General features: G+C 37.0%; 15 protein-coding genes. 5 read left to right on the top strand and 10 right to left on the bottom strand.

Annotated features, from left to right (window positions below; translation table 11 throughout):
• Positions 1-132 precede the first annotated feature (132 nt).
• Complete coding sequence (locus tag J4N24_RS19045; RefSeq protein ID WP_207535321.1) at positions 133-1,491, top strand: ATP-binding protein; 1,359 nt, start codon at positions 133-135, stop codon at positions 1,489-1,491.
• Positions 1,492-1,688: 197 nt separating this feature from the next.
• On the opposite strand, the gene J4N24_RS19040 is transcribed toward J4N24_RS19045, so the two are convergent.
• Together J4N24_RS19040 and J4N24_RS19035 are read right to left on the bottom strand one after the other, a co-directional pair.
• Entirely contained in the window at positions 1,689-1,970 is a 282-nt protein-coding gene (locus J4N24_RS19040) for a DUF3427 domain-containing protein (protein ID WP_369806245.1), read from the bottom strand.
• Positions 1,967-3,535, bottom strand: coding sequence for a helicase-related protein (locus J4N24_RS19035; RefSeq protein ID WP_207535320.1), 1,569 nt, complete (start codon positions 3,533-3,535; stop codon positions 1,967-1,969). The genes J4N24_RS19040 and J4N24_RS19035 overlap by 4 nt, the downstream gene beginning before the upstream one ends.
• A gap of 398 nt (positions 3,536-3,933) precedes the next feature.
• Between J4N24_RS19035 and J4N24_RS19030 the strand changes: the two genes are divergently transcribed.
• Complete coding sequence (locus J4N24_RS19030; protein WP_207535319.1) at positions 3,934-5,256, top strand: MutS-related protein; 1,323 nt, start codon at positions 3,934-3,936, stop codon at positions 5,254-5,256.
• A 347-nt stretch (positions 5,257-5,603) separates the two neighbouring features.
• Here J4N24_RS19030 and J4N24_RS19025 read toward each other — a convergent pair whose 3' ends face one another.
• A complete protein-coding gene (locus J4N24_RS19025; RefSeq protein WP_207535318.1) occupies positions 5,604-6,875 on the bottom strand; it encodes a hypothetical protein in 1,272 nt (423 codons plus the stop codon).
• Positions 6,866-8,386, bottom strand: a complete 1,521-nt coding sequence (locus tag J4N24_RS19020) for a transglutaminase-like domain-containing protein (protein ID WP_207535317.1) — start codon at positions 8,384-8,386, stop codon at positions 6,866-6,868. Before J4N24_RS19020 ends, J4N24_RS19025 begins: the two co-directional genes overlap by 10 nt.
• Before the next feature lie 255 nt (positions 8,387-8,641).
• On the opposite strand from J4N24_RS19020, the gene J4N24_RS19015 reads away from it, so the two are divergent.
• Positions 8,642-9,640 (top strand): DUF1573 domain-containing protein, encoded by a 999-nt coding sequence (locus tag J4N24_RS19015; protein ID WP_207535316.1) that lies wholly within the window; start codon positions 8,642-8,644, stop codon positions 9,638-9,640.
• Between the two features lie 554 nt (positions 9,641-10,194).
• On the top strand, positions 10,195-10,521 hold the full coding sequence (locus J4N24_RS19005; RefSeq protein WP_207535314.1) for a LytR/AlgR family response regulator transcription factor: 327 nt from the start codon (positions 10,195-10,197) through the stop codon (positions 10,519-10,521).
• Positions 10,522-10,594: 73 nt separating this feature from the next.
• Here J4N24_RS19005 and J4N24_RS19000 read toward each other — a convergent pair whose 3' ends face one another.
• The 6 genes from J4N24_RS19000 to J4N24_RS18975 all read right to left on the bottom strand — a co-directional run bounded on the left by J4N24_RS19000 (position 10,595) and on the right by J4N24_RS18975 (position 18,717).
• Positions 10,595-12,208: an O-antigen ligase family protein gene (locus tag J4N24_RS19000; protein WP_242691740.1), complete on the bottom strand. Its 1,614-nt coding sequence runs from the start codon at positions 12,206-12,208 to the stop codon at positions 10,595-10,597.
• 230 nt (positions 12,209-12,438) lie between these two features.
• Complete coding sequence (locus J4N24_RS18995; RefSeq protein ID WP_207535312.1) at positions 12,439-12,849, bottom strand: DUF1573 domain-containing protein; 411 nt, start codon at positions 12,847-12,849, stop codon at positions 12,439-12,441.
• Between the two features lie 58 nt (positions 12,850-12,907).
• A complete protein-coding gene (locus J4N24_RS18990; RefSeq protein ID WP_207535311.1) occupies positions 12,908-13,570 on the bottom strand; it encodes a bacteriocin fulvocin C-related protein in 663 nt (220 codons plus the stop codon).
• A 50-nt stretch (positions 13,571-13,620) separates the two neighbouring features.
• On the bottom strand, positions 13,621-14,364 hold the full coding sequence (locus tag J4N24_RS25920) for a DUF2705 family protein (protein WP_207535310.1): 744 nt from the start codon (positions 14,362-14,364) through the stop codon (positions 13,621-13,623).
• An 8-nt stretch (positions 14,365-14,372) separates the two neighbouring features.
• On the bottom strand, positions 14,373-15,284 hold the full coding sequence (locus J4N24_RS18980) for an ABC transporter ATP-binding protein (RefSeq protein ID WP_207535309.1): 912 nt from the start codon (positions 15,282-15,284) through the stop codon (positions 14,373-14,375).
• A 286-nt stretch (positions 15,285-15,570) separates the two neighbouring features.
• A complete protein-coding gene (locus J4N24_RS18975) occupies positions 15,571-18,717 on the bottom strand; it encodes a DEAD/DEAH box helicase (protein WP_207535308.1) in 3,147 nt (1,048 codons plus the stop codon).
• 562 nt (positions 18,718-19,279) lie between these two features.
• Here J4N24_RS18975 and J4N24_RS18970 point away from each other — a divergent pair.
• Positions 19,280-22,222 carry an endopygalactorunase gene (locus J4N24_RS18970; protein WP_242691733.1) on the top strand — a complete coding sequence of 981 codons (2,943 nt, stop codon included), beginning with the start codon at positions 19,280-19,282 and terminating at the stop codon, positions 22,220-22,222.
• Positions 22,223-22,247 lie beyond the last annotated feature (25 nt).

Here is a 22,247-nt window from a genome sequence, read left to right as displayed (position 1 = left end):
CATGGCATAATTGTCGTACTGTCGAATGCTAATGCTAGCGTTAACTAATTACCCTAATTTTGTGCCAATACTTTGTAGTATTTACCCTAATTTTGTGACAAGTTACAAAGTTATTTACCCTAATTTTGTGCCATGTTTAAACGGAGTATAATTATAGAATTAGAGAATTGGTTAATCAAAAATGATCGTAAGCCTCTGGTAATTAGAGGTGCAAGGCAAGTTGGTAAGACAACAATGATTAATCAATTTGCAAAACGATTTGAACAGTACATTTATCTCAACCTAGAATTAGCCAATGACAGGTTAGCTTTTGAACAATTCACTACTATCGAAGTATTAGTACAGACCTTATTTTTTATAAAAGATAAGACTTTATCGAAAAAGGGAAAAACACTTATTTTCATAGATGAAATACAAGAGGTGCCAGAAGCATTAAATATTTTACGCTATTTCTATGAGTCGGAACCCGATATAGCCATAATTGCTGCTGGTAGTATGCTCGAAACTTTGTTTAACAGAAATATAAGTTTCCCTGTTGGCCGCGTCGAATACAAAGTATTGCGACCTGCATCATTTCCGGAATTTTTGGATGCCCTTGGTGAAAGTGCCGCTTTAAACTATTTAGAAACTACCCCAGCTCCCCAATTTACACATACAAAATTATTGCAACTATTTCATACCTACGCTTTAATAGGTGGGATGCCTGAGATAGTAAATAATTACAGCATAAGCAAAGATTTAACCGCCTTACAATCCATTTACGAATCTCTTGTTGTAGCTTATATAGATGATGTAGAGAAGTATGCAGCAACAAATTCGCAGGTACAATATATTAGGCACGCTATACGAGCGTCGTTTTCACAAGCAGGAAAACGAATAAAATTTGAAGGCTTTGGTAACTCCTCATACCGCTCTAGAGATATGAGTGAAGCCTTGCGTACTTTAGAAAATGCTTTACTTATACAGCTACTATACCCATCTACAGATACCCGTCTACCATTACTACCAGACCATAAAAAATCACCTCGTTTACAAATTCTGGATACCGGGATGCTCAATTACTTTGCAGGTATTCAAAAAGAAATATTAGGGACCCCTGATTTAAATAAAGTATATCAGGGAACAATGATTGAACACCTGGTTGGACAAGAGCTCCTGGCTTCCCAATACAACGCTTTGAGTAGTCTTAACTTTTGGGTAAGGGAAAAAAACACATCGTCTGCCGAAGTAGATTTTATTTGGCCATTTGATGGGAAACTCATTCCAATCGAAGTAAAATCGGGAACAGAGGGAAAACTAAAATCTTTACATTTATATATGGATTTGGTTTCACATCAAATGGCTGTACGTTTTTATGGAGGGGAAATAGCTATTACAGTAGCGACCACGCCCGAAGGAAAAAAATACCACCTACTTAATTTACCCTATTATTTGGCTTCTCAAACAGAACGCTATTTGCGGTGGTTTCAAAATCAAGTAGAGAATAGTTAAATGGTTGTTTTACTTTAATGGTTACCATATTTTAATTACTCAGCAGCGATTAAATAATCACCTCGCTCTAGCCCTCGTTTTTGTATTGTTGGCCAATTCCCCTCCTTTTTTTAATGCAATTCGGGTCTAATTACCAAGCGGTTTGCAAGATCGTGTATATTATCTTGTTTTCCACTGATGCTCGAATACCTCCCCCTTCACCCCAACGCCAACTTCCCACTATCCTTCCACAGATACGCCGGCATAGGTTCATTTAATGCCCATTCTATATTCATAGGTTTCGAGCCGCTGAACCTTCTAAAATTGGCGTCTCCTAAAAACACGTAGGACATGGTATTCCCATACTCGTCATCATTCTGTTCTCTCACAAAAAGCAGAATGATTTTATTCATCTCTTGATGTTTCAAATAAGACATTCCCTTGGGCGACTCGGGTGAAGTGGCATTTTGTGATTGCCAATGGAAAAGATATTCGTTTATCGCGTAGTCGTCATATAGAGTGGTAGGGGAGTACTCAATTCTGATTTCTTAAGGGTAATGAACAAGGCTTCTACGTTCAACTCTTTATTCAATGCTACACCTTCCCGGTTGGAAGAGGCTTTTTCAAAAGTGTGAAGTCCTAATGCAGCAAGGACGTGGTCGCGATTATAACGGCTGTGTACTTTAAGAGGCGTTGGAAACGGTAGTGTGATTTCTTTCTCTATGAAATTTATCTGGTCAATTAAGAGATCGATAAGTTCTTCGATCTCAGAGCACATAACAGGGTTATGCCTGAATACAGATAAACTTTCAGTCACACTTCTATAACCAAGTTTCGGCCCTGCCTCCCGCCAAAGATCGTAATGAAGCATTAGCAGCATTATCTCATCCTCCGCTGTTGAATTAGTTACCTCCCAGTTTTCCTGGATTACACGCTTTATGAATGTTAAATAGCTGTAGGAATTCGCTTGAAGCAGTCGTTGAGTGATAAACTTTGTTAGCTCTTTCTCTTGCGGTTCCGCAAAATGAGCGATCTCACCCGCTGCTGCTAAAAGTCTTTTCCAGCTTCCCTTTTTGTACAGGAGTGCTAATTCCATATGATTGAATGCCAGGAAATTTTTAAGTGTTAGCGACAGAGTTGAATTGAGCTTAAAGCTTCTTATTTTGGCAATCAACTGGTTCCGGTTAAAACCTATGGCTTTTCTGATATTGCGAAGAATAGTTTCTTTTGCTTTTTTCTCCAGAACGATGGAACAGCCCAAAGGTAAATGCGGAAACTCGTCTTCTATTTCTTTCTCTATGGAGGAGTGAGTTCTTCCAACCAAAGCCCTAAACTTATGTTCGAAATCGTATTGCTCGTTGGCATTCCCTACAAAGTCGAGCACGGTTAAACATTCCTTAGAATCCGCTAAGCGTAGCCCTCTGCCTAGCTGCTGGAGGAAGATGGTTAAGCTTTCCGTTGGGCGGAGGAAAAGCACGGTGTCTATCTCCGGAATATCCACTCCTTCATTAAAGATATCCACAACAAAAAGGAAATTGATCTCTTTGCTCTTTAGCCGATGCCGAACGCTATCCCGGTCTCCCGCACTACTACTGCTGGTTAAATAATCAGCTTTTAATTCAGCACGTGTAAATTTTTCCGCCATATATTGAGCATGTGCCTGACAAACGCAGAATGCTAATGCTCTAACTTCCTGGAGATCTGTTAAATACTTCTCACAATTCTCCAATACTTCAGATACTCTTCTGTCTTCCGCGGTATATAGATTGGTGAGTTCAGTAATGTCGTAACGGCCATTTCGCCAGGTAACCTGCGATAGGTCAATGGAATCAGATACGGCGAAGTATTGAAAAGGAGAAAGCAGTTTTCTATTAATAGCTTCCGGAAGACGAATCTCAGCGGCGATAGTATTGCAAAAATCTTTCAGAATGTCTTCTCCATCCATTCGTTCCGGCGTGGCAGTTAACCCTAACAAGACCATTGGGGCAAAGCGATCGAAAATAAAGCGATAGCTGTTTACGGGAGCATGGTGAACTTCGTCGATAATGATAAAATCGTAAAACACCGGACTTGGTTATGAATTTCTTCCTCTCCACAAAACCTTATTACGTATCTCCACATCTTTTCGACTTAATTACTTCTCTCATTTGGGCTATAGCTAAAATTTATAGACATTTTAGTGCTTTATAAGAACCCTTAGTCCATCTAAATAGCAATAGGTAATATTATTTTTAACAGTTGTTTCTGAAAAATTTATTGTAAATTTCGTTTGCTTAAAAAAATAGAAGGGAAGGGTTCTCTTCAAAAGATCTTTCTTTGCAAGGAGCTATATAAATGGACTTGATTGCTCTTTGTTTTTTAAGTTAACAGGATGTTAAAAAAATGCTGCGTTCTGATTTGCCTGATATCCGGGAAAAGGCCTTTAATTATCCGGAATACAATATTACCGTAAATGTTTGTTAGATGACTTTTGAAATAGACCAAGAAACTTATCGTGATCTTGATATCTTCAGTAATGGCACAGCAAAGTCAATCTTTTCTATTTTAGATAAGACAAGAACCAAAGGAGCCCAGTTTAAGCTGCATAAGCTAATGCAAGCTCCAACGGGAGACCGTGAGGTCCTAAACGCGAGGCAAGATTGCATTCGTTTTCTATCGGTTAGACAATTTGATTTTGATATTTCCTATCACCAACTCGAATTGATCGAAGATTATATTTCACTGAATCGGAGGTGTCTTGGAAATAATATGATCGACGCCCTTTATGACCGTTTAAATTATTATTTTAATCCTACTCAAGAGTATTACAACATCATTTCTGGAATAAGGGAATTATTATCATTGATTTCTACACTTTTAGAATTCTTAAAAATTTCCATTCAACAGGAAATCCCCGACATTCTCAAGGCTAGACTAGATAAAGTTTCCATGCTCACATCTGATCCTGTTTTGTTAAAAAACTTGAAAAGAGTAAAGCCAATTACTTGCTTTGACCTCAATTACCTAGATAACTTCTTTAGGAAAGAAAAAAAGATAGTTATTAAAGAAGTTATTGAAATGTCCTACGAGATAGACATCTATTTATGTTTAGCCGGGTTAATTACAAGCGGAGACTGGTGTTTGCCCGACTACGTTGCAGGAAAGAGTGAAGTTTATTTTAAAGATCTTTTTCATCCTGCGATAGTTAATCCTGTTCGAAATAATTTCTCGATTGGTGAGAATATAAATCTTATTTTCCTGACCGGGCCGAATATGGCTGGGAAATCGTCTATAATGAAAGCCCTGGCAATCTCTATCTATCTCGCTCATTTAGGTTTCCCAGTACCAGCAAAAGAGCTTCAACTGCCAATTTTCAAAGGACTAATTACTACTATCAATTTACCTGATAATACACAAGAGGGTTTGAGCCACTTCTATAATGAAGCAGTTCGTTTACGGAAGACAGCAGACCTGCTACTATCCAAAGGGGAACTCTTTGTAGTTTTTGATGAGCTATTCAGGGGTACTAACTTGAAGGATGCTTTAGACGCAACCTTGTCTCTTACCTCTATTTTATCCAAAATAAAAAACTCTAAATTCGTCATTTCTAGTCATTTTACTGAAGTTGTGCAAAGCCTACAACAAAATGAAAACATTTCCTTCTTGTATTTAGATTGCAAGTTCATTAAGAATAATCCAGTTTTTTCTTTCAAAGTTAAGGAAGGGGTATCAGAAGAGCGACTAGGCATGTATATATTAAGGAATGAAATGATTTTTTCAAAGTTGGAGCAGGCTGTTAATGCGTGACTTCGTTACATTATTAGAGGTTACCCTTTAACCGAAATTTAAATTTTAAGTGCAGAGATTGTATTTAGAAATATTTTAGCTAGTAGTAGTAGTTTGTAATGTTGGGATGATGACTGGGTTTATTTTGTCTAAAATCTTATAATGGTCTGTATGTATCCCAACGAAGTAGACGAAGGTAGCAATCATCGATTGAACCTTTTATACAAACGAAATATTCAGAATATGCATTTATTATTTGAGCATAATGAAAATGGCCAAAATAATAGACTACTGTCTGTAAGATTCCTCGAGGGCTAATAACTAAATCTGTAAAGTTTTTTTAGGACGAGACAGATTCATGAATTGAGTTATTGTTTAACTATTACCCCTTCTTTATCTACATTAAATGGTTGTTCTAATAAAAATAATTTTCCTGATTTAAATTTAGCTAAACGATACATCAGCCCGTAGCCTACTTTGTCGAATTCGACTACCTTATTAGTTTTTTCGACCTTTCCCCATGTTACAACTTTCCAGTAATTATCGTTTCCGGTCGCCAAGTAGAGGACTTTTTCAGAAAGCATTTTGCCGCGTATAGGAATAGAAAACTTACCACACTCCGTCCTTTTTTCTGTAATATCAATAACGTTTGGAAGGTTTAAAGCGAAAGGAATATCGTTTGATGAAACGCCTAAGTCTAAAATCTTGCGATAGGGGTTTACACACTTACTTTGATTAAACTCGTTTCGATAAAATTTAGCTACCCTAAACCTGTAAAAGTTGTGATAATTACTAGAGTCAGCAGGAGCGCCCTGGTAGTTAAAAACACTTATAGTGATTTCGCCGTTTTTAGCAAATGGCAGAAATGGAGTAAATTCATAGGTGCAAGGTACTCCGATAGCCCTTAGAGCGTTAATGTGAAGAACTGCAATGTCTTCCAAATCATTGTATGTTTTGCCTTCCCTTAAAAGGTTCTCATTAATACAGTTGGATGTGAAATCCAAGAACGCATCTCCTTTATAATTTGAGCGATCAAAAGAGGGAGAAATATAGTGAAAAAGAGTTCTAATAGAATCAAAGTCCTCACTTAATACGTCCTCTACAAAAGGCAAAAATCTCGTTCGATAAGTTTCCTGAACGTTAGTAAAATTCTCGTTGTTGACTTGGTATGGTAGAATGTAATTGTAATAAACAAGATTGTTAATATTTTTTATCCATGCGTATTTCCCTCGGCAAGAATAAGCGTTATTAATATGCATAATTAATGGTTTCGCACGAATAATATATTTTAACCAAATCGTATCTATAATTAAAGAATTTCCGGCTATATTTCTCAGGCTATCAATTTCTAGATCAGAGGAAGGATTACTTAAGACTATACGTTTACCTTTTCGGGTAGTAATAGTGTATCGAAGTTGATATCTTGTTTTCAGAGACTCCATTATATATTCAATTCCTCGAAGCTTATCAGGATCTTTTTCTTTATAGTAGAAATTTAAAATCTTTTTAATTTCGTTTGAGTTTGTATTCTGCTCACTTAAGAGGTCTGAATAGTTTTTATGATTTTCACAAGCAACCAGGAATAAAATTACGCCTGTAAGTAGTAGAACTTCTTTTGCGATTTTTCGTATTACCACCATACTTGTTGATTTTTGGAATATGTGAAAGGTCTCACAGGCGAAGTAAGATGATCTAAACTAGCAGGTTCAATTTTATATAAACCATCACATTCAACATTTAAAAATCTTACGGTGTCATTGTTTGCCTTTTGAGATCCTATCTTCTCCCACTGTTCCTTTTCATCCCATTTAAATAGATTGTAACTTTCTCCAGAGACAATAGTACTATTGCGATCAAAATTTCCAACGTTGATGGAAATGTGTTTAATTCTAGGTGTTGCCCCTATGTATTTGATTGTTCCATCCGGCTTTAATATAAACGGTTTACCCTTCAAGATTAATCTACCTCTTTGATAGTAGCTGAGATGATATAAGATTTTTCTTCCCATATCATGGAATATTATAGAATGAGATTTGGAATCCGCCTTGCTCCAGGCTATAGGGTTCCATTGGCCAGCGTTATAAATAGAAAGGTATGCCACTATTGGGGTTCTTTGCTCCGAAAGTTCAATTCTAATCTGACTAATATCTGTTCTTTCACTGGTAATATCTATTAAATTTGGTTGATTGAAATAGGATGGAATGTCCTCTGCTTGAACTCCCAGCTTTTCAATGCGTTGAAAAGAGTTTAGATGTTTTTCAAAGCTCCTCCTATACATCTTGGCAATTTGATATTTAAATGGGTTTTTATCACCAAATAATACTGGATAGAATTTACCGTCCTCCATCAGTTTAGCTGCCTGAGCATGCCCGTAGTTGAATTTCCCCCATAAGGGGATAACCTCATAAGCCGAAGGAATTCCAAGTGATCTTAGAGCATATATTGTCCTTATGGCATAATCTTCACAGTCGAAGGGAATGTGACCGTTTATAATATCATGTATAGTAGGATTGACCCAAGTTCTCGTCCTCTGCCCCTTCATTAAAAGAGCATATTGGCTCGAGCCCTCTTGTTCATATTCAATTGCTTCTATTATTTCTAACAACGTCATATTTGTGAGCGTAAATGTATTTAGATAGCTGGAATATCTCCTTTTCATATACGGTCTCCAATCATTTATTTCCTCAAACCCAACCCTATAAGGAAGTACGTAATTGAGGAAAATTGGAAGTCCATATTGGGGTGAGTAAGGAGAGTGTTCTCTGTATGTGGCAACTGCTTCGTCAATAGTTCGAACCAAAAAATCGCGAGTTATATTGTCCCTGTCAAATACTTGTTCAATAACCTTTTCTGCTTTCAGGCTATCTATCATTGGTAAGTTGCCATCATGTTTTTTTATTATATCGGTTACATCTTGGCCGTTTTCTGAAATGTATCTCACCTTAAATCCGTAATGAGAATCGTAATTGTTTAATAAGAATTTCGCTGCTCTTTGCTTTAGCCAATCATGTTTAAAATGATTAATTATAGCTTCTTTGTCTTTCTCTTTCAGTTTTTTATCGCAAGAGATGTTTAATGTTAGAAAGAGAATCCCTAGGATTCCGCAAAGAAAATTAAATGAAGAAATCTCCTTTACAATATCACTCAGCATTAGCCTATGAATTTTATACATTTTCAAGAAATAATGATTCAAAAAAAAAGGATATGGGAGCGTTATCCAAATTCAGTTCGGTGGGTGTCAAATAATTAAAATACTCGGTATAATTCTTAAAGTGTGTTTGCTTATTGGATTTTATATTTTAAAGTTGTGTAATTTACTTAAAGAAGCCACCGAAGAATGCCTACTAGTACACTAAATTGTGATAAGAAAAGCCTTTATCCTTGTTATATTATCTTTTCCATTGCCTTGGCTATATTAATTGGATGCAGTAAAAGCCAGCAGATTGATTTTGAAGAAGGTAGGCTAGAGGAAGTGTTTAGAAAGGCAAAATCTCAGAATAAAAAGGTTTTTATTTTGGTGACGGATAGTAAGTGTGGAAACTGTACATCTTTTGAGGAACATATAAATAGTAGCAAAGAAACCGTCCGTATTTTAAAGTCTGATTATATTTGTTATAAGGCTGATTTTAGAACAGCTTCTGGGCACGAGATGGTGGAAATCCTAAAATGTCCTAGCTATCCATTCCCCTACTTTTTTCAAAATACTGGTAAATTAATTTCATTTGGCTTCCCCAATGACCCAACTTTCGAGATAAGTAATCTTAATAAAATATATGTATCAGAACGTTCATTTGCAGAGGTGTTCCGACTTCCAATATCTACTATGCAGTATAAGTCTCTAATATCATTGGTAGTTCAAAGTAGACTAATGATAGAGGAAAAACAAGAAATGTCAACAAGTCTGTTGCTTCAGTCCTTAAAAATTGCTCCGTATCCGTATACAATCAAATTGTTGCAAGACCTGCATGAGAAAGGTTATAAAAATCTTAGTAAGATTCTTTCAACGATAAACTATGCCCCATCTTACTTGGATAATTATATATACGGTGATCTACTATCCTATACAAAGGTGAAAAATCTATCGGCGAAAGAACAAGGGCGGTTAAACTACATTTTTCTGGAGAATAGTAAAAACCTCGGAAATTTGAAGAAGGGCAAGGGTTACAGCTTTTCATTTAAAATAAAAAATATTTCTGCACATCCTATACAAATTGATGAAGTGCGCCATCCGTGTGACTGTATAAAGCTTAAATGGTCAAGGAAAATGGTAAAATGCAATGATGTTACACTAGTCGAAGGAATTTTTACCCCTTATGAAGAAGGTGAATTTGTTAAAGAAATTTTCGTGCATAGCAACTCGTCAGTGCGACCCGGGATATTTCGAATTTCGGGAGTAGTGTATTAGTCCCCCCCAATATTTAAACAGTTATAATTAAATTTCAATGTTATGAAAAAAATGTTAGCTTTTCTTTTTTTAGCAGTTGCGTCTTCTTATGCTTTTACGGTTTATGTTCCTGCCTATGGGCAGTGTGGAGGCCAGGGATATACAGGCCCAAAAACTTGTATTCCCGGAACGACATGCACAAGACAAAATGACTTTTATTACCAATGTATTCCAAAATCATGAAATAGTAGTCGTCTAGTAGTAAAAAGCCTCAAGTTTTGAGGCTTTTTGCTTAAAAATTCTATTTGTGCTTGTTTTTTTTGCACAAAAAACTAATAATGCTTCTCGGTTTTGATATTCGGGGGGTATTTTCTTGATATTATGCGTGGTATTTTTAAATCTTTATTTTTTTTAGTATTTTTTTGGGGGTAAGGGTAGCTTTTTGGTACATACGATAGATGTAATATGAGTTGCCTTTATAATTGTTAACTTAAACTTTAGATATTCAATTTAGCGTAGCTCGTTGTGTCAAATAACCTTGTCTAGATAGGCAGCCTTTCAACAAATAAAAACTTATGAAAAAGTTAATTATTCATTCCCAAGACGAGCTTCGTTTTGTTGCTCACTCAGAAATTGTTTATTGTAAATCTGATAATTGTTACACCAGTATTCACTTATTGTCAGGGCAGGAAGAAGTAATTTGTAAATCATTAAAAAAAGTAAGTGAGCAATTAGCTGGGGAAACCTTTATCAGAGTTAACCAATCTTATTTAGTTAATAAAGGGTTTATTAAGTCGGTAGACAAAAAAAGAAAACTTATTGGTCTGGAAGGTGATATTAAAATACCATTCACCATTACAATCAATCAACTGCTTATTATGATTCTTAAACAGATTGCATAGTGAAATGGTTAATACATTTAGCTGATTTTTCTGATTGTGTATTACAGGAATCAACATAGAAAAGGGAACAAATTCATTCAGCAAGGATTTTTAAACTTTCAGACACCATGTAGCTTGTGGCCTCAGATCTAACTTTTGCTTTCATAGAAAGAATTTCCTTTGCAACTTCTTTGGCTTTCCGAACTTGATTAGTTCTCAAATAGAACTTAGAAAGTTTAAATTTTGGAAACATCAATTTCGGATCAATCTTTATTGCATACTTATAGGAAGCTTCAGCGCGATTAAATAGACCTATTTGTAAATAATTATCTCCTTTAATTAAGTATAAATAAGGGTCACAATGGTAGTTTTCAACACTTTCTATAATGGATAGACTTCTTCGAAATTGTCCTGTTTCGAATAATACTTTTGCATATGGCATCATCATAGTATAATCGTAACTCAAACCTGTTTTAATATTCTCATATATATTTAATGCGGAATTATACTGCTCGTTTGCAACCAAATTGTTAGCGACATAGCTTTCTTGCTTAAATTCTAGTATACTACTTAGTTTGCGAAATGCTGAAATAAAAGTCGCGAAAATGATTATTACAATGAGCCAATTGTACCTGCTACCTACGCTTAAATTCCAGCTGAATGCCCTTTGATGGGGAATCAGAGCAATCAATGTGCAAAATAAAAACCAATTTGGAAAAACTTCTAATGGGTAGGATAACGAACAACTAACACAGATCGATACTAAAGCTGCCTTAATATACCTGGTAAACGAATCTTTAATAGATGAGGTAAATAAAAAAAACAACAAACTTAAGAACGTAATTAGCCCTACCGATCCTTTCTCTATCCATATTTGCAAATAGTCATTGAATGCAAAAGTTACTTTTTCAATTAATAATATTTCAGTCTTATTCCGGGAGTAATTAAAGTACCTAGCTATAAAATGACCCACATGATTATCAAAACCAGAAAGTCCCCATCCCAATAGCGGTTTTTGAAATATCATCTGAATCCCAATTTTCCATATTAATATTCTACCATCTCCTGAACCTGGTCTTAATAGATAAAGGAAATAAATTAATAGTACCATTAGAACTATAATAGCATACCAGTACCTTAAAATCAAAGTCCTAATTATTTTCCTATAAGTCGAAGTATTACAGATAAATACGAATGATGAAACTAGGGACAGAAAGGCAGTTCTGGATGAACTTAGATAGATTGCAAAAAGAATAAGAATGACGGATAGTAAGGCGAAGGTCTTATGAGCCTTCGCAGTGGATGTGGAGTAGAAGAATAAAGTTAATGGAAAGGTTGCCGCTAACCAAATTCCATAGGGGCCCGAGTTGAAAAAAGTTCCTTTAACAGGAACAATACTGTTTTGGTGAATTATTTGAATGAAAAATTGGCGTATACCAATAATGGATTGAATAGAAGAGAAGCCGATTAGCAAAAAAAAAATTGAAGTAACTGTACTAATTCTTAGTTCAGAATTCGCTGTTGCAACATGTTTAATAAGGAGATAAAAAACGGAGCAAAAAAAAATTATAGGAACATTATCGTCGTAAGGATTAAAGGAGATAAAGTAGTCTTTAAGCGGTATCGTTATATAGAGTAAAAATAACAAGTCATTAATATCAAAAAAAAGCTTTTTTTCTCCCTTTATTAGAATAAGTCCGATCAGCATTGGAATAACAATACAACTTATAATACTAAAAACGATACCCTCAGAAATAAAATGCCCATTTAGGATTTTTGGTTTTTCTATTATAAAGGTGGATAGAATAACCCCTACATATACAAGAGTTATATTATTTATTTTACGCATATGTATCTTTTCCCTATCCATCAAAATTGCCATAGCTTTCTTTATAAGTTACTCTATGCCATTCACAAGTGGATGTTTAGCTCTTTTAGTCAATTCGTAATTGCCATCTTGGGTTTTACATATCCGTTGATTGTCAAGGAGTGTAGAATTGTATCTGTGTTTGATTCAACTAGGATAGATTTTGATACAGCACCTGCATCCGTCAATTTACTATTTAAATTTATCTCAATTATCCCTGTTTTTCCAGGAGGAATAGGATCCTTTGAATATTTCAGATCCGTGCATCCGCAATCTGCGTTAACACTTTTTATTATTAAGTTTTCATTTCCAGTATTTTTGAATTGGAAAAAGCCTTTCCAAGTTTCGCCCTGGTTTATTATAAAGTTTTGCGTTTCCCTTTCAAAACTAATACGAGAAGAACTTATTTTACTACAACCTAAACAATAGAAGAAAATAGAAATTGGAAACAGAAGCTTTTTGAAATTTGTTGACTTAACCATTTGTAAACTTTTAAAAATAAGAGCTTAAAATCATGCATAACAAAGTTTAATTTCTTATTTACTCACAACGTCCTACGCACCTCGAGGTCCCGGTAATGCCACAGTTGAAAGGGTTGTCAGAATTGGTTTTACATGCATCTTGAGTCATACATAAATTACTTCCCCCTGTTCCAATTTGACAATAGACTGAATAGTAGCAATCGCATGTGATTGATTGTTCGCTTGATGTAGAATATGACGCAGTGTTTAAGGTTTTAATCGAACTTTCCTTTGTTTTTCTACCATATAAAGTACTTACCGATATAAGAGTTTTAGCCGGAAATCGACCATTTTGAATTGGGTCGAGAAGCCATTCCTTTGTGAACTTGTCAACCAACTTTTCTGTTTCTGGCTTCCCCAGATTTTCATATAAATTCACAGTAATAAAGGATTTTAATTTCAAGATATGGTCTTTTAGTTCATCCGATACCTTGTTTTCTAAAAGGTAGTTGTCAATCTGGCGGTTCCAAAATACAACCTTTTCCTCTGGTGTTAATTTGCTGTATCCTAAACCGATATGTGATTTTGGAAGATCTTCTACCTCCCTAATTAGTTTCATGCTTGTAATAGATACCGTATTTGGCTTATTAATTGCAAGGTCGTAGTTTTCGTCTTCAGTCTTTTTACAACTATAAACTATCAACCCTACTAATACTAGTAATATTATGTGAATTTTTCTCATGATTTTAATTTTTATGATCTGTTATGCATGATTTTTTTATTTATCCATAGCTATCCTCTAAATTTTTTTCTGAAAAACCAGAAAGAGGATAAATAAGAGATAATAATTAGAACTATACTAATTATTTCGTACCTAGTGATTGCAGATGTACCTGCTGACGACTTAAACATAGAAACCAAACACGAACTGTGAGGAAAATAAAATTTCATATTCCAATCGAAAGTTAAAATCCCTAGTACAATTCCGAAAACACCAATGCCGATGTTATAAATGAGGTTTTTAATAAACAGGCTAAGCCCAAAGTGGAGAATCATTATTGCAATGGATGAAATAATCATTCTTAGGGAAAGGATTGCAATTTGTAGTATTGGAAATTCGGAATCAAATAATCCGCTGGAAGGGAAATAAAACCAATAAACACTCATAGCAATACCATATGCTAGGAAAGAACTAAGGTAAAAGAAGAGGCACCCTAGTATGCATATTAGGAGCTTTGAATGAAAAATAGATTGTCTTGTTACCGGCAGGGTTAGTAAGTACTTCCACGAACTGCTCCTGTACTCTATATCCATTACAAAACTAGGGATTAATACCATAATCATTGGGGCTGTAAAGAAGGACGATCCTCTAAGAACTCGGTACCAACCAGAGCCCCACTCTTGGTGAATATTGATATTCTTTAAAGCCTCTTCAAAAACACTTACAGCAACGGCAAGGGGTATTAATAAGGATCCTATTAAAAGAAACCACATAAGGGCGGTGTTCTTGATTTTACTTACTTCAATACTAAACATTGGACATCCTATCGATTAATAAGGTACATAAAGTTCTCTTCCAAATCTTTTTCTTTAAACATTAAATGATAGATGTCAATGTCGGCAGCAATAATTGCTCTTGAGATTGCACCTAACTGCTTTTTTTCAATAGTGTGTACCGTTATTACATTTTCATCAACTGTATAATTCTGGTTAAGTTCAGCTAAGATTAGTTCTGCATGTGCATTATTACTAGTTTGTAACGTCAGTTTTGATTGTACTTCCCCCACATGTCTTAAATTTTTAAGTTCATCCTGATAAACCAGTTTTCCTTGATTTATAATTCCCACATGAGATACCATTTTTTCAAGTTCGGCAAGTAGGTGGCTTGAAATAAAAATAGTTGTTCCAACCTCTCTATTTAGGGATATTAGAAGTTCTCTCATATCTATAATTCCTTCTGGGTCAAGTCCATTTACAGGTTCATCAAGTATAAGTAGTTTCGGATTTGGCAGAAGAGCTAAAGCAATACCCAATCTCTGCTTCATTCCTAATGAAAAGTGTTTAACTTTTTTATAACTATGAACATGAGTGAGTTTTACTAACTGAAGGACCTCTTGAACTCGGGATCTATTAAGCCTTCTGAGTTTGACTGAAATGTTTAAATTATCTTCCGCCGATAAATGCTCATACAAAGAGGGAGTTTCAATTAGGGATCCAATTCTAGAATGAACCTCAATTTTATTATAAGGAATGGTTTCACCAAAAAACTTCACTATCCCACTACCTGGCAATAGTCCCATGATCTGTTTAATCGTAGTTGTTTTTCCTGCACCATTAGGGCCTAAAAATCCATATATACTATTTTCTGGAACTTTCAAGCTTATATTATCGATAATTTTTTGACCTTTAAAACTGTAACAAAGATTTTCGGTTTCAATTGCAAAGTTGCGCTGCATAAAAACGTACTGAATGCTGTTTGTGATTTAAATACACCAGCTAGTGTATTAATTTAATTTAATTTCTAAGACTAAGGTAGAAGATACACTCGATATAAAAGCACCTTAGTATGGCTATTTAAGAATTGGCACAAAGGCTTTAAGAATACTACCACTCAAGCTTTGTATTTAACGATTCATTCGAACCGTAATGGGCTTCTAGGCTAAAGAACTACATTATGAAAAGGAGCATTGCTTATCTTCATCGAAGGAATTTATAAAACTTAACTACCACCACTCCCCCCCATCACCCCACCGCCCACTTCCCGCTATCCTTCCACAAATACGCCGGCATAGGTTCATTAAGTTCCCATTCTATATTCATAGGTTTCGAGCCGCTGGACTTTCTAAAATTGGCGTCTCCTAAAAACACGTACGACATGGTATTTCCATACTCGTCATCATTCTGTTCTCTTACAAAAAGCAGAATGGTTTTATTCATCTCGTGATGTTTCCGATAAGACATTCCCTTTGGCGACTCAGGTGAAGTGGCATTTTGTGATTGCCAATGGAAAAGATATTCGTTTATGGCATAGTCGTCATATAGGGTAGTAGGAGAGTACTCCCTTTCTGATTTCTTAAGGGTAATGAACAAGGCTTCTACGTTCAACTCCTTATTCAAGGCCACACCTTCCCGGTTAGAAGAAGCCTTTTCAAATGTATGAAGTCCTAATGCAGTAAGGATCTGGTCGCGATTATAACGGCTGTGTATTTTATGAGGCGTTGGAAACGGCAGTTTGATTTCCTTCTCTATGAAATTTATCTGGTCAATTAAGAGATCGATAAGTTCTTCGATCGCAGAGCACATAACAGGGTTTTGCTTGAATACCAATAAACTTTCAGTCAAGTTTCTATAACCAAGTTTCGGCCCTGCTTCCCGCCAAAGATCGTAATGAAGCATTAGAATCCTAATTTCATCCTCTGCTATCGGATTTGTTATCTCCCGGTTTTCTTGAATTATACGCTTGATGAATATTAGATAGCTATAGGAATTCGCTTGAAGCAGTAGCTGAGTGATAAACCTTTTCAGTTCTCTTTCTTGCGGTTCCACAAAATCAGCGATCTCACCCGCTGCTGCTAAAAGTCTTTTCCAGCTGCCCTTTTTGTACAGGAGTGGTAATTCCAGATGGTTGAATGCCAGGAAATTTTTCAGCGTTAGCGACAGCGTTGAATTGAGCTTAAAGCTTCTTATTTTGGCAATCAACTGATTTCGGTTGAAACCTATGGCTTTTCTGATATTGCGAAGAATAGTTTCTTTTGCTTTTTTCTCCAGAACGATGGAACAGCCTAAAGGTGAATGCGGAAACTCGTCTTCTATTTCTTTCTCTATGGAGGAGTGTGTGCGCCCAACCAAAGCTCTGAATTTATGTTCGAAATCGTATTGCTCGTTTGCATTCCCTACAAAGTCGAGCACCGTTAAACATTCCTTAGAGTCAGCTAACCGGAGCCCTCTGCCCAGCTGCTGGAGGAAGATGGTTAAACTTTCCGTTGGACGGAGGAAAAGGACGGTGTCTATCTCCGGAATATCCACCCCCTCATTAAAGATATCTACCACAAAAAGGAAATTGATCTCTTTGCTCTTTAGCCGATGGCGAACGCTGTCCCGATCTCCCGGACTGCTACTGCTGGTTAAATAATCAGCCTTTAATTTAGCGAGCGAAAATTTCTCCGCCATATACTGAGCATGGGCCTGACTAACGCAGAATGCTAATGCTCTAACTTCCTGGAGATCTGTTAAGTACTTCTCACAATTCTCCAATACTTCAGATACTCTCCTGTCTTCCGCGGTATATAGATTGGTGAGTTCAGTAATGTCGTGACGCCCATTTCTCCAGGTAACCTGCGATAGGTCAATGGAATCAGAAACGGCAAAATATTGAAAAGGAGAAAGCAGTTTTCTATTAATTGCTTCCGGAAGACGAATCTCAGCGGCGATAGTATTGCAAAAATCATTCAGAATGTCTTCACCATCCATTCGTTCCGGCGTGGCAGTTAAACCTAACAGGACCTTTGGTGCAAAGCGATCGAAAATAAAGCGATAGCTGTTTGCAGGAGCATGATGAACTTCGTCGATAATGATAAAATCGTAAAATTCCGGACTTAGCTTTAAATCGGATACCCGGTTCCTTAGCGTTTGCACAGAGGCAAACACATACTCTAAATTGCCAGGCTCAAGCCCGTCAACCCACAATTCTCCAAAGTTGGTATCCTTTAATACGTGCCTGAAAGTCTCCTGTGCCTGTTCCAGGATTTCTTTTCTGTGAGTAACGAAAAGAAGTCTCGAACGGGTGTTTTGAGTCCTGAATCTTTTATAGTCGAATGCAGAAATAACCGTCTTGCCAGTTCCAGTTGCTGCCACTACTAGATTTTTATGGCGATGGTGCACCAGTCTCTCGGCTTCAAGCTTTTCCAGGATTTCTTGTTGGTACTTGTGAGGCGTCAGATCAAATAATTTGAATGTCTTCCTGTCTCTGCTGCTTTGTGATTTTAGAGCCTTACTTAATTTCTCTTTATCCTTTCCGGGTTGATAGTATTCAAATTCCTTGTCTTCCCAATAGGTTTCGAAGGTTTTCCTGAACTTGTCAATAATGTGACCGATCTCTCTGGTAGTTACTTTTAAGTTCCATTCAAGGCCATTAGTCAAGGCAGATCGTGAAATATTTGATGAACCAATATAGCCGGTATGAAACCCAGTATTTCTTAAAAACAGGTAAGCCTTAGCATGCAGCCGCTCATGATCACCGTTGTAAGAGATCTTAATTTCCGTGTTCTTAAAGTTCGAGAGGAATTCGATCGCTTTGAGATCAGTAGCTCCCATATAAGAGGTGGTAATGATCTTTAGCTTTCTCCCGCTGTTGGTAAATTCTTCCAACTCTTCTTTAAATATTCGAATGCCAGAGAATTTGATGAAAGAAACCAGCCAATAGATTTCATCGGCAGAAAGGATCTCTTTTCTAATTTCGCTCTCCAGTGAGACGCCCACATTGTTTCCGGTAAACAATTCACTTTGGCTTAAGCGGGTGTAAGGAGTTATTTGTTTAAGACGATCACTAAAATCGATATAAGGCGAATCAAGTTTTGAAAAAATGGCCTGCAGTACATGGTCGTTTTCCAGCAAATTATTAGAAATATCCGCACCGGGTAATTCATCTATCAGAACCTGGATGATCTTATTGGATAGCGTAAGCTGCTTTAACAGCCTGTCATCTCCTTTAAGCTCGGTCAATGCGAAACGAATAATTTCAGATAAATATTGACTTAGACACCGCGCAGCTTCAGCTTTGTCTAAAACGGTAGTCTTAACAAAAAATTCTTCCTCGTTAAGGCTCTGAAGTTTATTGTAGAAAAGCTTATTAATTAATTGCTCGTATAAGCCAGGCTCTGGTTTCATCATACAGGAATGGTAAGCATTAAGGTTTGCATGCTTCGAATTTTAAATTTTCGTTATTTGATGCGGATTGAGTTGATTCAGTACATGAATGATTTCCAGAATTAAGGTTGATTGATTTTAAATGCACTGGTCTTTGGACTTCAATAACAAACACAAGCAGAATAACTAGCACGCTATAGATCTTACGGGCTATACCGTCCACAATATTTTAGCAGAACTTAGATGATCTTTTGATATTATATAATCGACATAGATAAGGTCGGAAGAATTACACTCATTTGTTACTTCATTTTCGGTAACCAGGATTCGTCCTACAAATTAGAAGCCTTCGTTCTGCCAGAGGACTGGAATAAGTATTGATATAATATCGATCTCGTTCCTGATGAAGTGCCTTTATTAAATCTATCACATTTGGGATATAAAGTAGGTCTTAGCAATTGCAGAACCCTTCCAGGAACTAGAGATGGCTAAGTTGATATGAACCTGTTTATCTGACTTAGTTAATAGCTAATTTAACAGAGTGATGGGGTTCCGGTTCACATTATCTTCGGATAGAATGAATTGCATGATTAAAGTTCCATATCTGATTATCTGCTTCTTTTTGTTTTCCTTTTTTCCGCTTACAAAAGGTCAATCAATAGATAATATTCGACCCAGCAATACTTCTCCCCATATCGTTTCCATACTTAAGGATACCATCATTCTGATAGCAGGAACAACTATGAGGCATACGGTAGATACTCCTAAGGGGAAGGGACTTACAAGGACAGGAGTCACAGCCAGTCTTTTATCAAAAGAAATAGTTTCAGCAAACGGCTCCGCTCCTCTATACAAAATTATAACCGCCAATCATTCCGCTACGGAAGATGCAGAGCTAGTAACAGGCGACCGTTTGCTAATAGAATCCAAAAGCAGAAAAAACACCAGGTCTTATTACCTCAAAGTAAGGCGTGGAGCCTTAAAGGGTAATTTACAACTAGGACAAGCCTCTCAAACTAAAAATACCAAAAAGGATTTGATCCTTTATTTTACAGCAGGACAACGCAGCCCTAATGCAACTGTAAGAATTTATCTGCCTGAGGGTGTTAACGCAAGTATGGAAAGTACTACGGTTAATGTTATCGGCAGGGGAGATGTAACGCTAAATGCGCTGGCAGCGCAATCAATTGGTAGAACAGGCACTCGTTATTCTTACTCAAAAGTAGGGGATGTACAGATCTCAATATTGAAGGACCGAAGTTCGATAATAACTTTCACTAACCTGGATTTAAGACCCTCAAACGGACCTGATCTCAAACTCGTAATTAAGGATGTAAAGCTTGCGAAAGAAGGTAAGTACTATTTTAAATCCCAATACATCACGTCCGAACCTGAAGTACTAACTAGTCCTGGCACAGGTTCTGAAACAGCCACGCTTCAGGTAACAAATACAATTTCAGATTTTGCCAGAATTGTAAATAAAGATTTGAGTTATAAGGAGACCGCTGAAACGTATACTAGTGCAAGTTTCAGCTGGGCTGCAACGGATAGCAGAAACTTTGTCCTTCAACAGTCCCTTGATGAGGGTAGAACATGGAGAGCTGCAAATGCGGAATTCGACAAAAGAAGCCCGAGGGTAACTGTAAAAGGACTATCTCCAGAAAAGTTATACGCATTTAGGCTTTTTGTAAAAGATGGTTCGGCTAGGGGAGGGTCAAACTTTGCCTGGTTCTACACAGGGAAAAAGGCTGTTGAGGATTTTGGAATAAATGGAGATCCTTTAACCGATAATACAACGAAAATAGACAGTGCCATTAATTTTCTGAATAAAATAGGCGGGGGCACTTTATTCTTTAGCAAAGGGGTTTATTCAGTTAGGACGGTGCATCTCAGGAGCAACGTTTACCTCTACCTGGATAAAGATGCTACAATCCAGGCGTTGAAAGGGGCAGACGCACCAGAGACCACCTGGTTCAGCGATCTGAGCTACCGCTCAGGACTTTCGCCAACCGATGCTGGGCCATATCAGGATCCGGAAAATTACCTGACCAAACAGGATGTGGGACATCATTTCTTTAAAAATGCGATGTTCTTTGCCGAACGGCAGGACAATATCAAGATCATTGGAAACGGAAGAATTACCGGCAACGGAAATCTTGTAACAGGAGATAAAGTAATGAACAACACGCCTGATAACAGGGCTGATAAAATGTTCTCATTGAAATTATGCACTAACATTGAAATAGGGGGCATTTATAAGGATGAAGATTTGTGGTATGATCCCAAAAGGGACGAACCCTACTACATACAAAAGGACAATTCCGTTAGCACAGAAGTTAGTAACATGCTGAATATTGATCGTGCCGGACACTTTGTTGTACTAGCTACAGGCAGCGATAATATTCATGTTCACAATACTTACTTCGGTAAAAACAGCACCTCCAATGTGCGGGATATTTACGACTTCATGGCCTGCAATAATGTAACGGTAACTAATATTTACTGTAAGGTAAGTTCAGATGACATTGTCAAACCCGGCTCAGACTGTTCCTTAGGGTTTACGCGGCCGGCAAGGCATTATATGGTTCGTAATATCATTGGTGACACTAACTGTAACCTTTTCCAGATAGGATCAGAAACGGCTGACGATATAATGGATGTCCATGTAGATAATATTTATGTTCTGGGAGCTAATAAAGCGGGCTTTTCCATTTCAACAAATGATGGAGGGCATGTGAAAGACGTTCATTTAAACTGCGGTCATACAGGTCCTGTTCATTCCCGCTCAAAGATGTTTAGGACAACAACTCCCTTCTTTATTTCCATATCCAATCGAGCCAGGATTTTAGGATCTGATGTAAGCCTGGTCAAATTTGTCGAGAACGGGGTTAAGCACGATGAATTACTGGTTAACAATGTGAATATTGGCCAGGTAGAGAACATTTTAATTAATGGCGTAGATATTTCAGAAGTTTATAGCGGAAGCTCTTTCGGAAATGCTGCGGTAAGATGGAAAGCTTATGATGGAACTCAAAAAAGATCCTCTCCAATTATAGCCGGTTACAGGCTTCCTGATCCATCAATGGTAGAGGGTGGGCTGAACTTCAAGCTTCCAAATGGCCATCATACGGGCTATATTAAAAACGTAGCATTTAATGATGTGAACATTCTTGTAAAAGGCGGAAATCCGGCAGCAGATACAGCCATGGTTCCTCCAGAACTTGGCGTGGGGCAATACAATATATCTAATCTCAAAGTCCAGCCCTCTTATGGCCTATGGGCCCGGCACGTGGTGGGATTGAAAGTGCAGAACTGCTCTTTCAATTTCGAGAAGCGGGACAGGCGTTATCCTATCTTGTTGGATGATGTGAATGGTGCTGTCTTTTCATCCTTAAACCTGGTGAAAGCAAAAGAAGCCGGCTCTGTACTGCGCCTCAAAAGCTCCTCGGATGTGACTGTCGAAAATGTTTCCTTTTATGATGATGAATGGGGTAAGGGGCCTCTAAGATCTTTCCAACGATTAAATTGAAATATCTGAAACTTACAACCGATTA

Source organism: Desertivirga arenae, from assembly GCF_017355785.1.
In the GTDB taxonomy this organism is placed as follows: domain Bacteria; phylum Bacteroidota; class Bacteroidia; order Sphingobacteriales; family Sphingobacteriaceae; genus Desertivirga; species Desertivirga arenae.
This window is presented reverse-complemented; position numbering and strand designations above follow the sequence as displayed.

Excerpts from the sequence above, each read along its gene's own strand:
- J4N24_RS19005 (WP_207535314.1), top strand. The coding sequence starts at position 10,195 with ATGAAAAAGTTAATTATTCATTCCCAAGACGAGCTTCGTTTTGTTGCT.
- J4N24_RS19045 (WP_207535321.1), top strand. The coding sequence starts at position 133 with ATGTTTAAACGGAGTATAATTATAGAATTAGAGAATTGGTTAATCAAA.
- J4N24_RS18970 (WP_242691733.1), top strand. The coding sequence starts at position 19,280 with ATGATTAAAGTTCCATATCTGATTATCTGCTTCTTTTTGTTTTCCTTT.
- J4N24_RS18995 (WP_207535312.1), bottom strand. The coding sequence starts at position 12,849 with ATGGTTAAGTCAACAAATTTCAAAAAGCTTCTGTTTCCAATTTCTATT.
- J4N24_RS19030 (WP_207535319.1), top strand. The coding sequence starts at position 3,934 with ATGACTTTTGAAATAGACCAAGAAACTTATCGTGATCTTGATATCTTC.
- J4N24_RS19025 (WP_207535318.1), bottom strand. The coding sequence starts at position 6,875 with ATGGTGGTAATACGAAAAATCGCAAAAGAAGTTCTACTACTTACAGGC.
- J4N24_RS19000 (WP_242691740.1), bottom strand. The coding sequence starts at position 12,208 with ATGCTGATCGGACTTATTCTAATAAAGGGAGAAAAAAAGCTTTTTTTT.
- J4N24_RS19020 (WP_207535317.1), bottom strand. The coding sequence starts at position 8,386 with ATGCTGAGTGATATTGTAAAGGAGATTTCTTCATTTAATTTTCTTTGC.
- J4N24_RS18975 (WP_207535308.1), bottom strand. The coding sequence starts at position 18,717 with ATGATGAAACCAGAGCCTGGCTTATACGAGCAATTAATTAATAAGCTT.
- J4N24_RS25920 (WP_207535310.1), bottom strand. The coding sequence starts at position 14,364 with ATGTTTAGTATTGAAGTAAGTAAAATCAAGAACACCGCCCTTATGTGG.
- J4N24_RS18980 (WP_207535309.1), bottom strand. The coding sequence starts at position 15,284 with ATGCAGCGCAACTTTGCAATTGAAACCGAAAATCTTTGTTACAGTTTT.
- J4N24_RS18990 (WP_207535311.1), bottom strand. The coding sequence starts at position 13,570 with ATGAGAAAAATTCACATAATATTACTAGTATTAGTAGGGTTGATAGTT.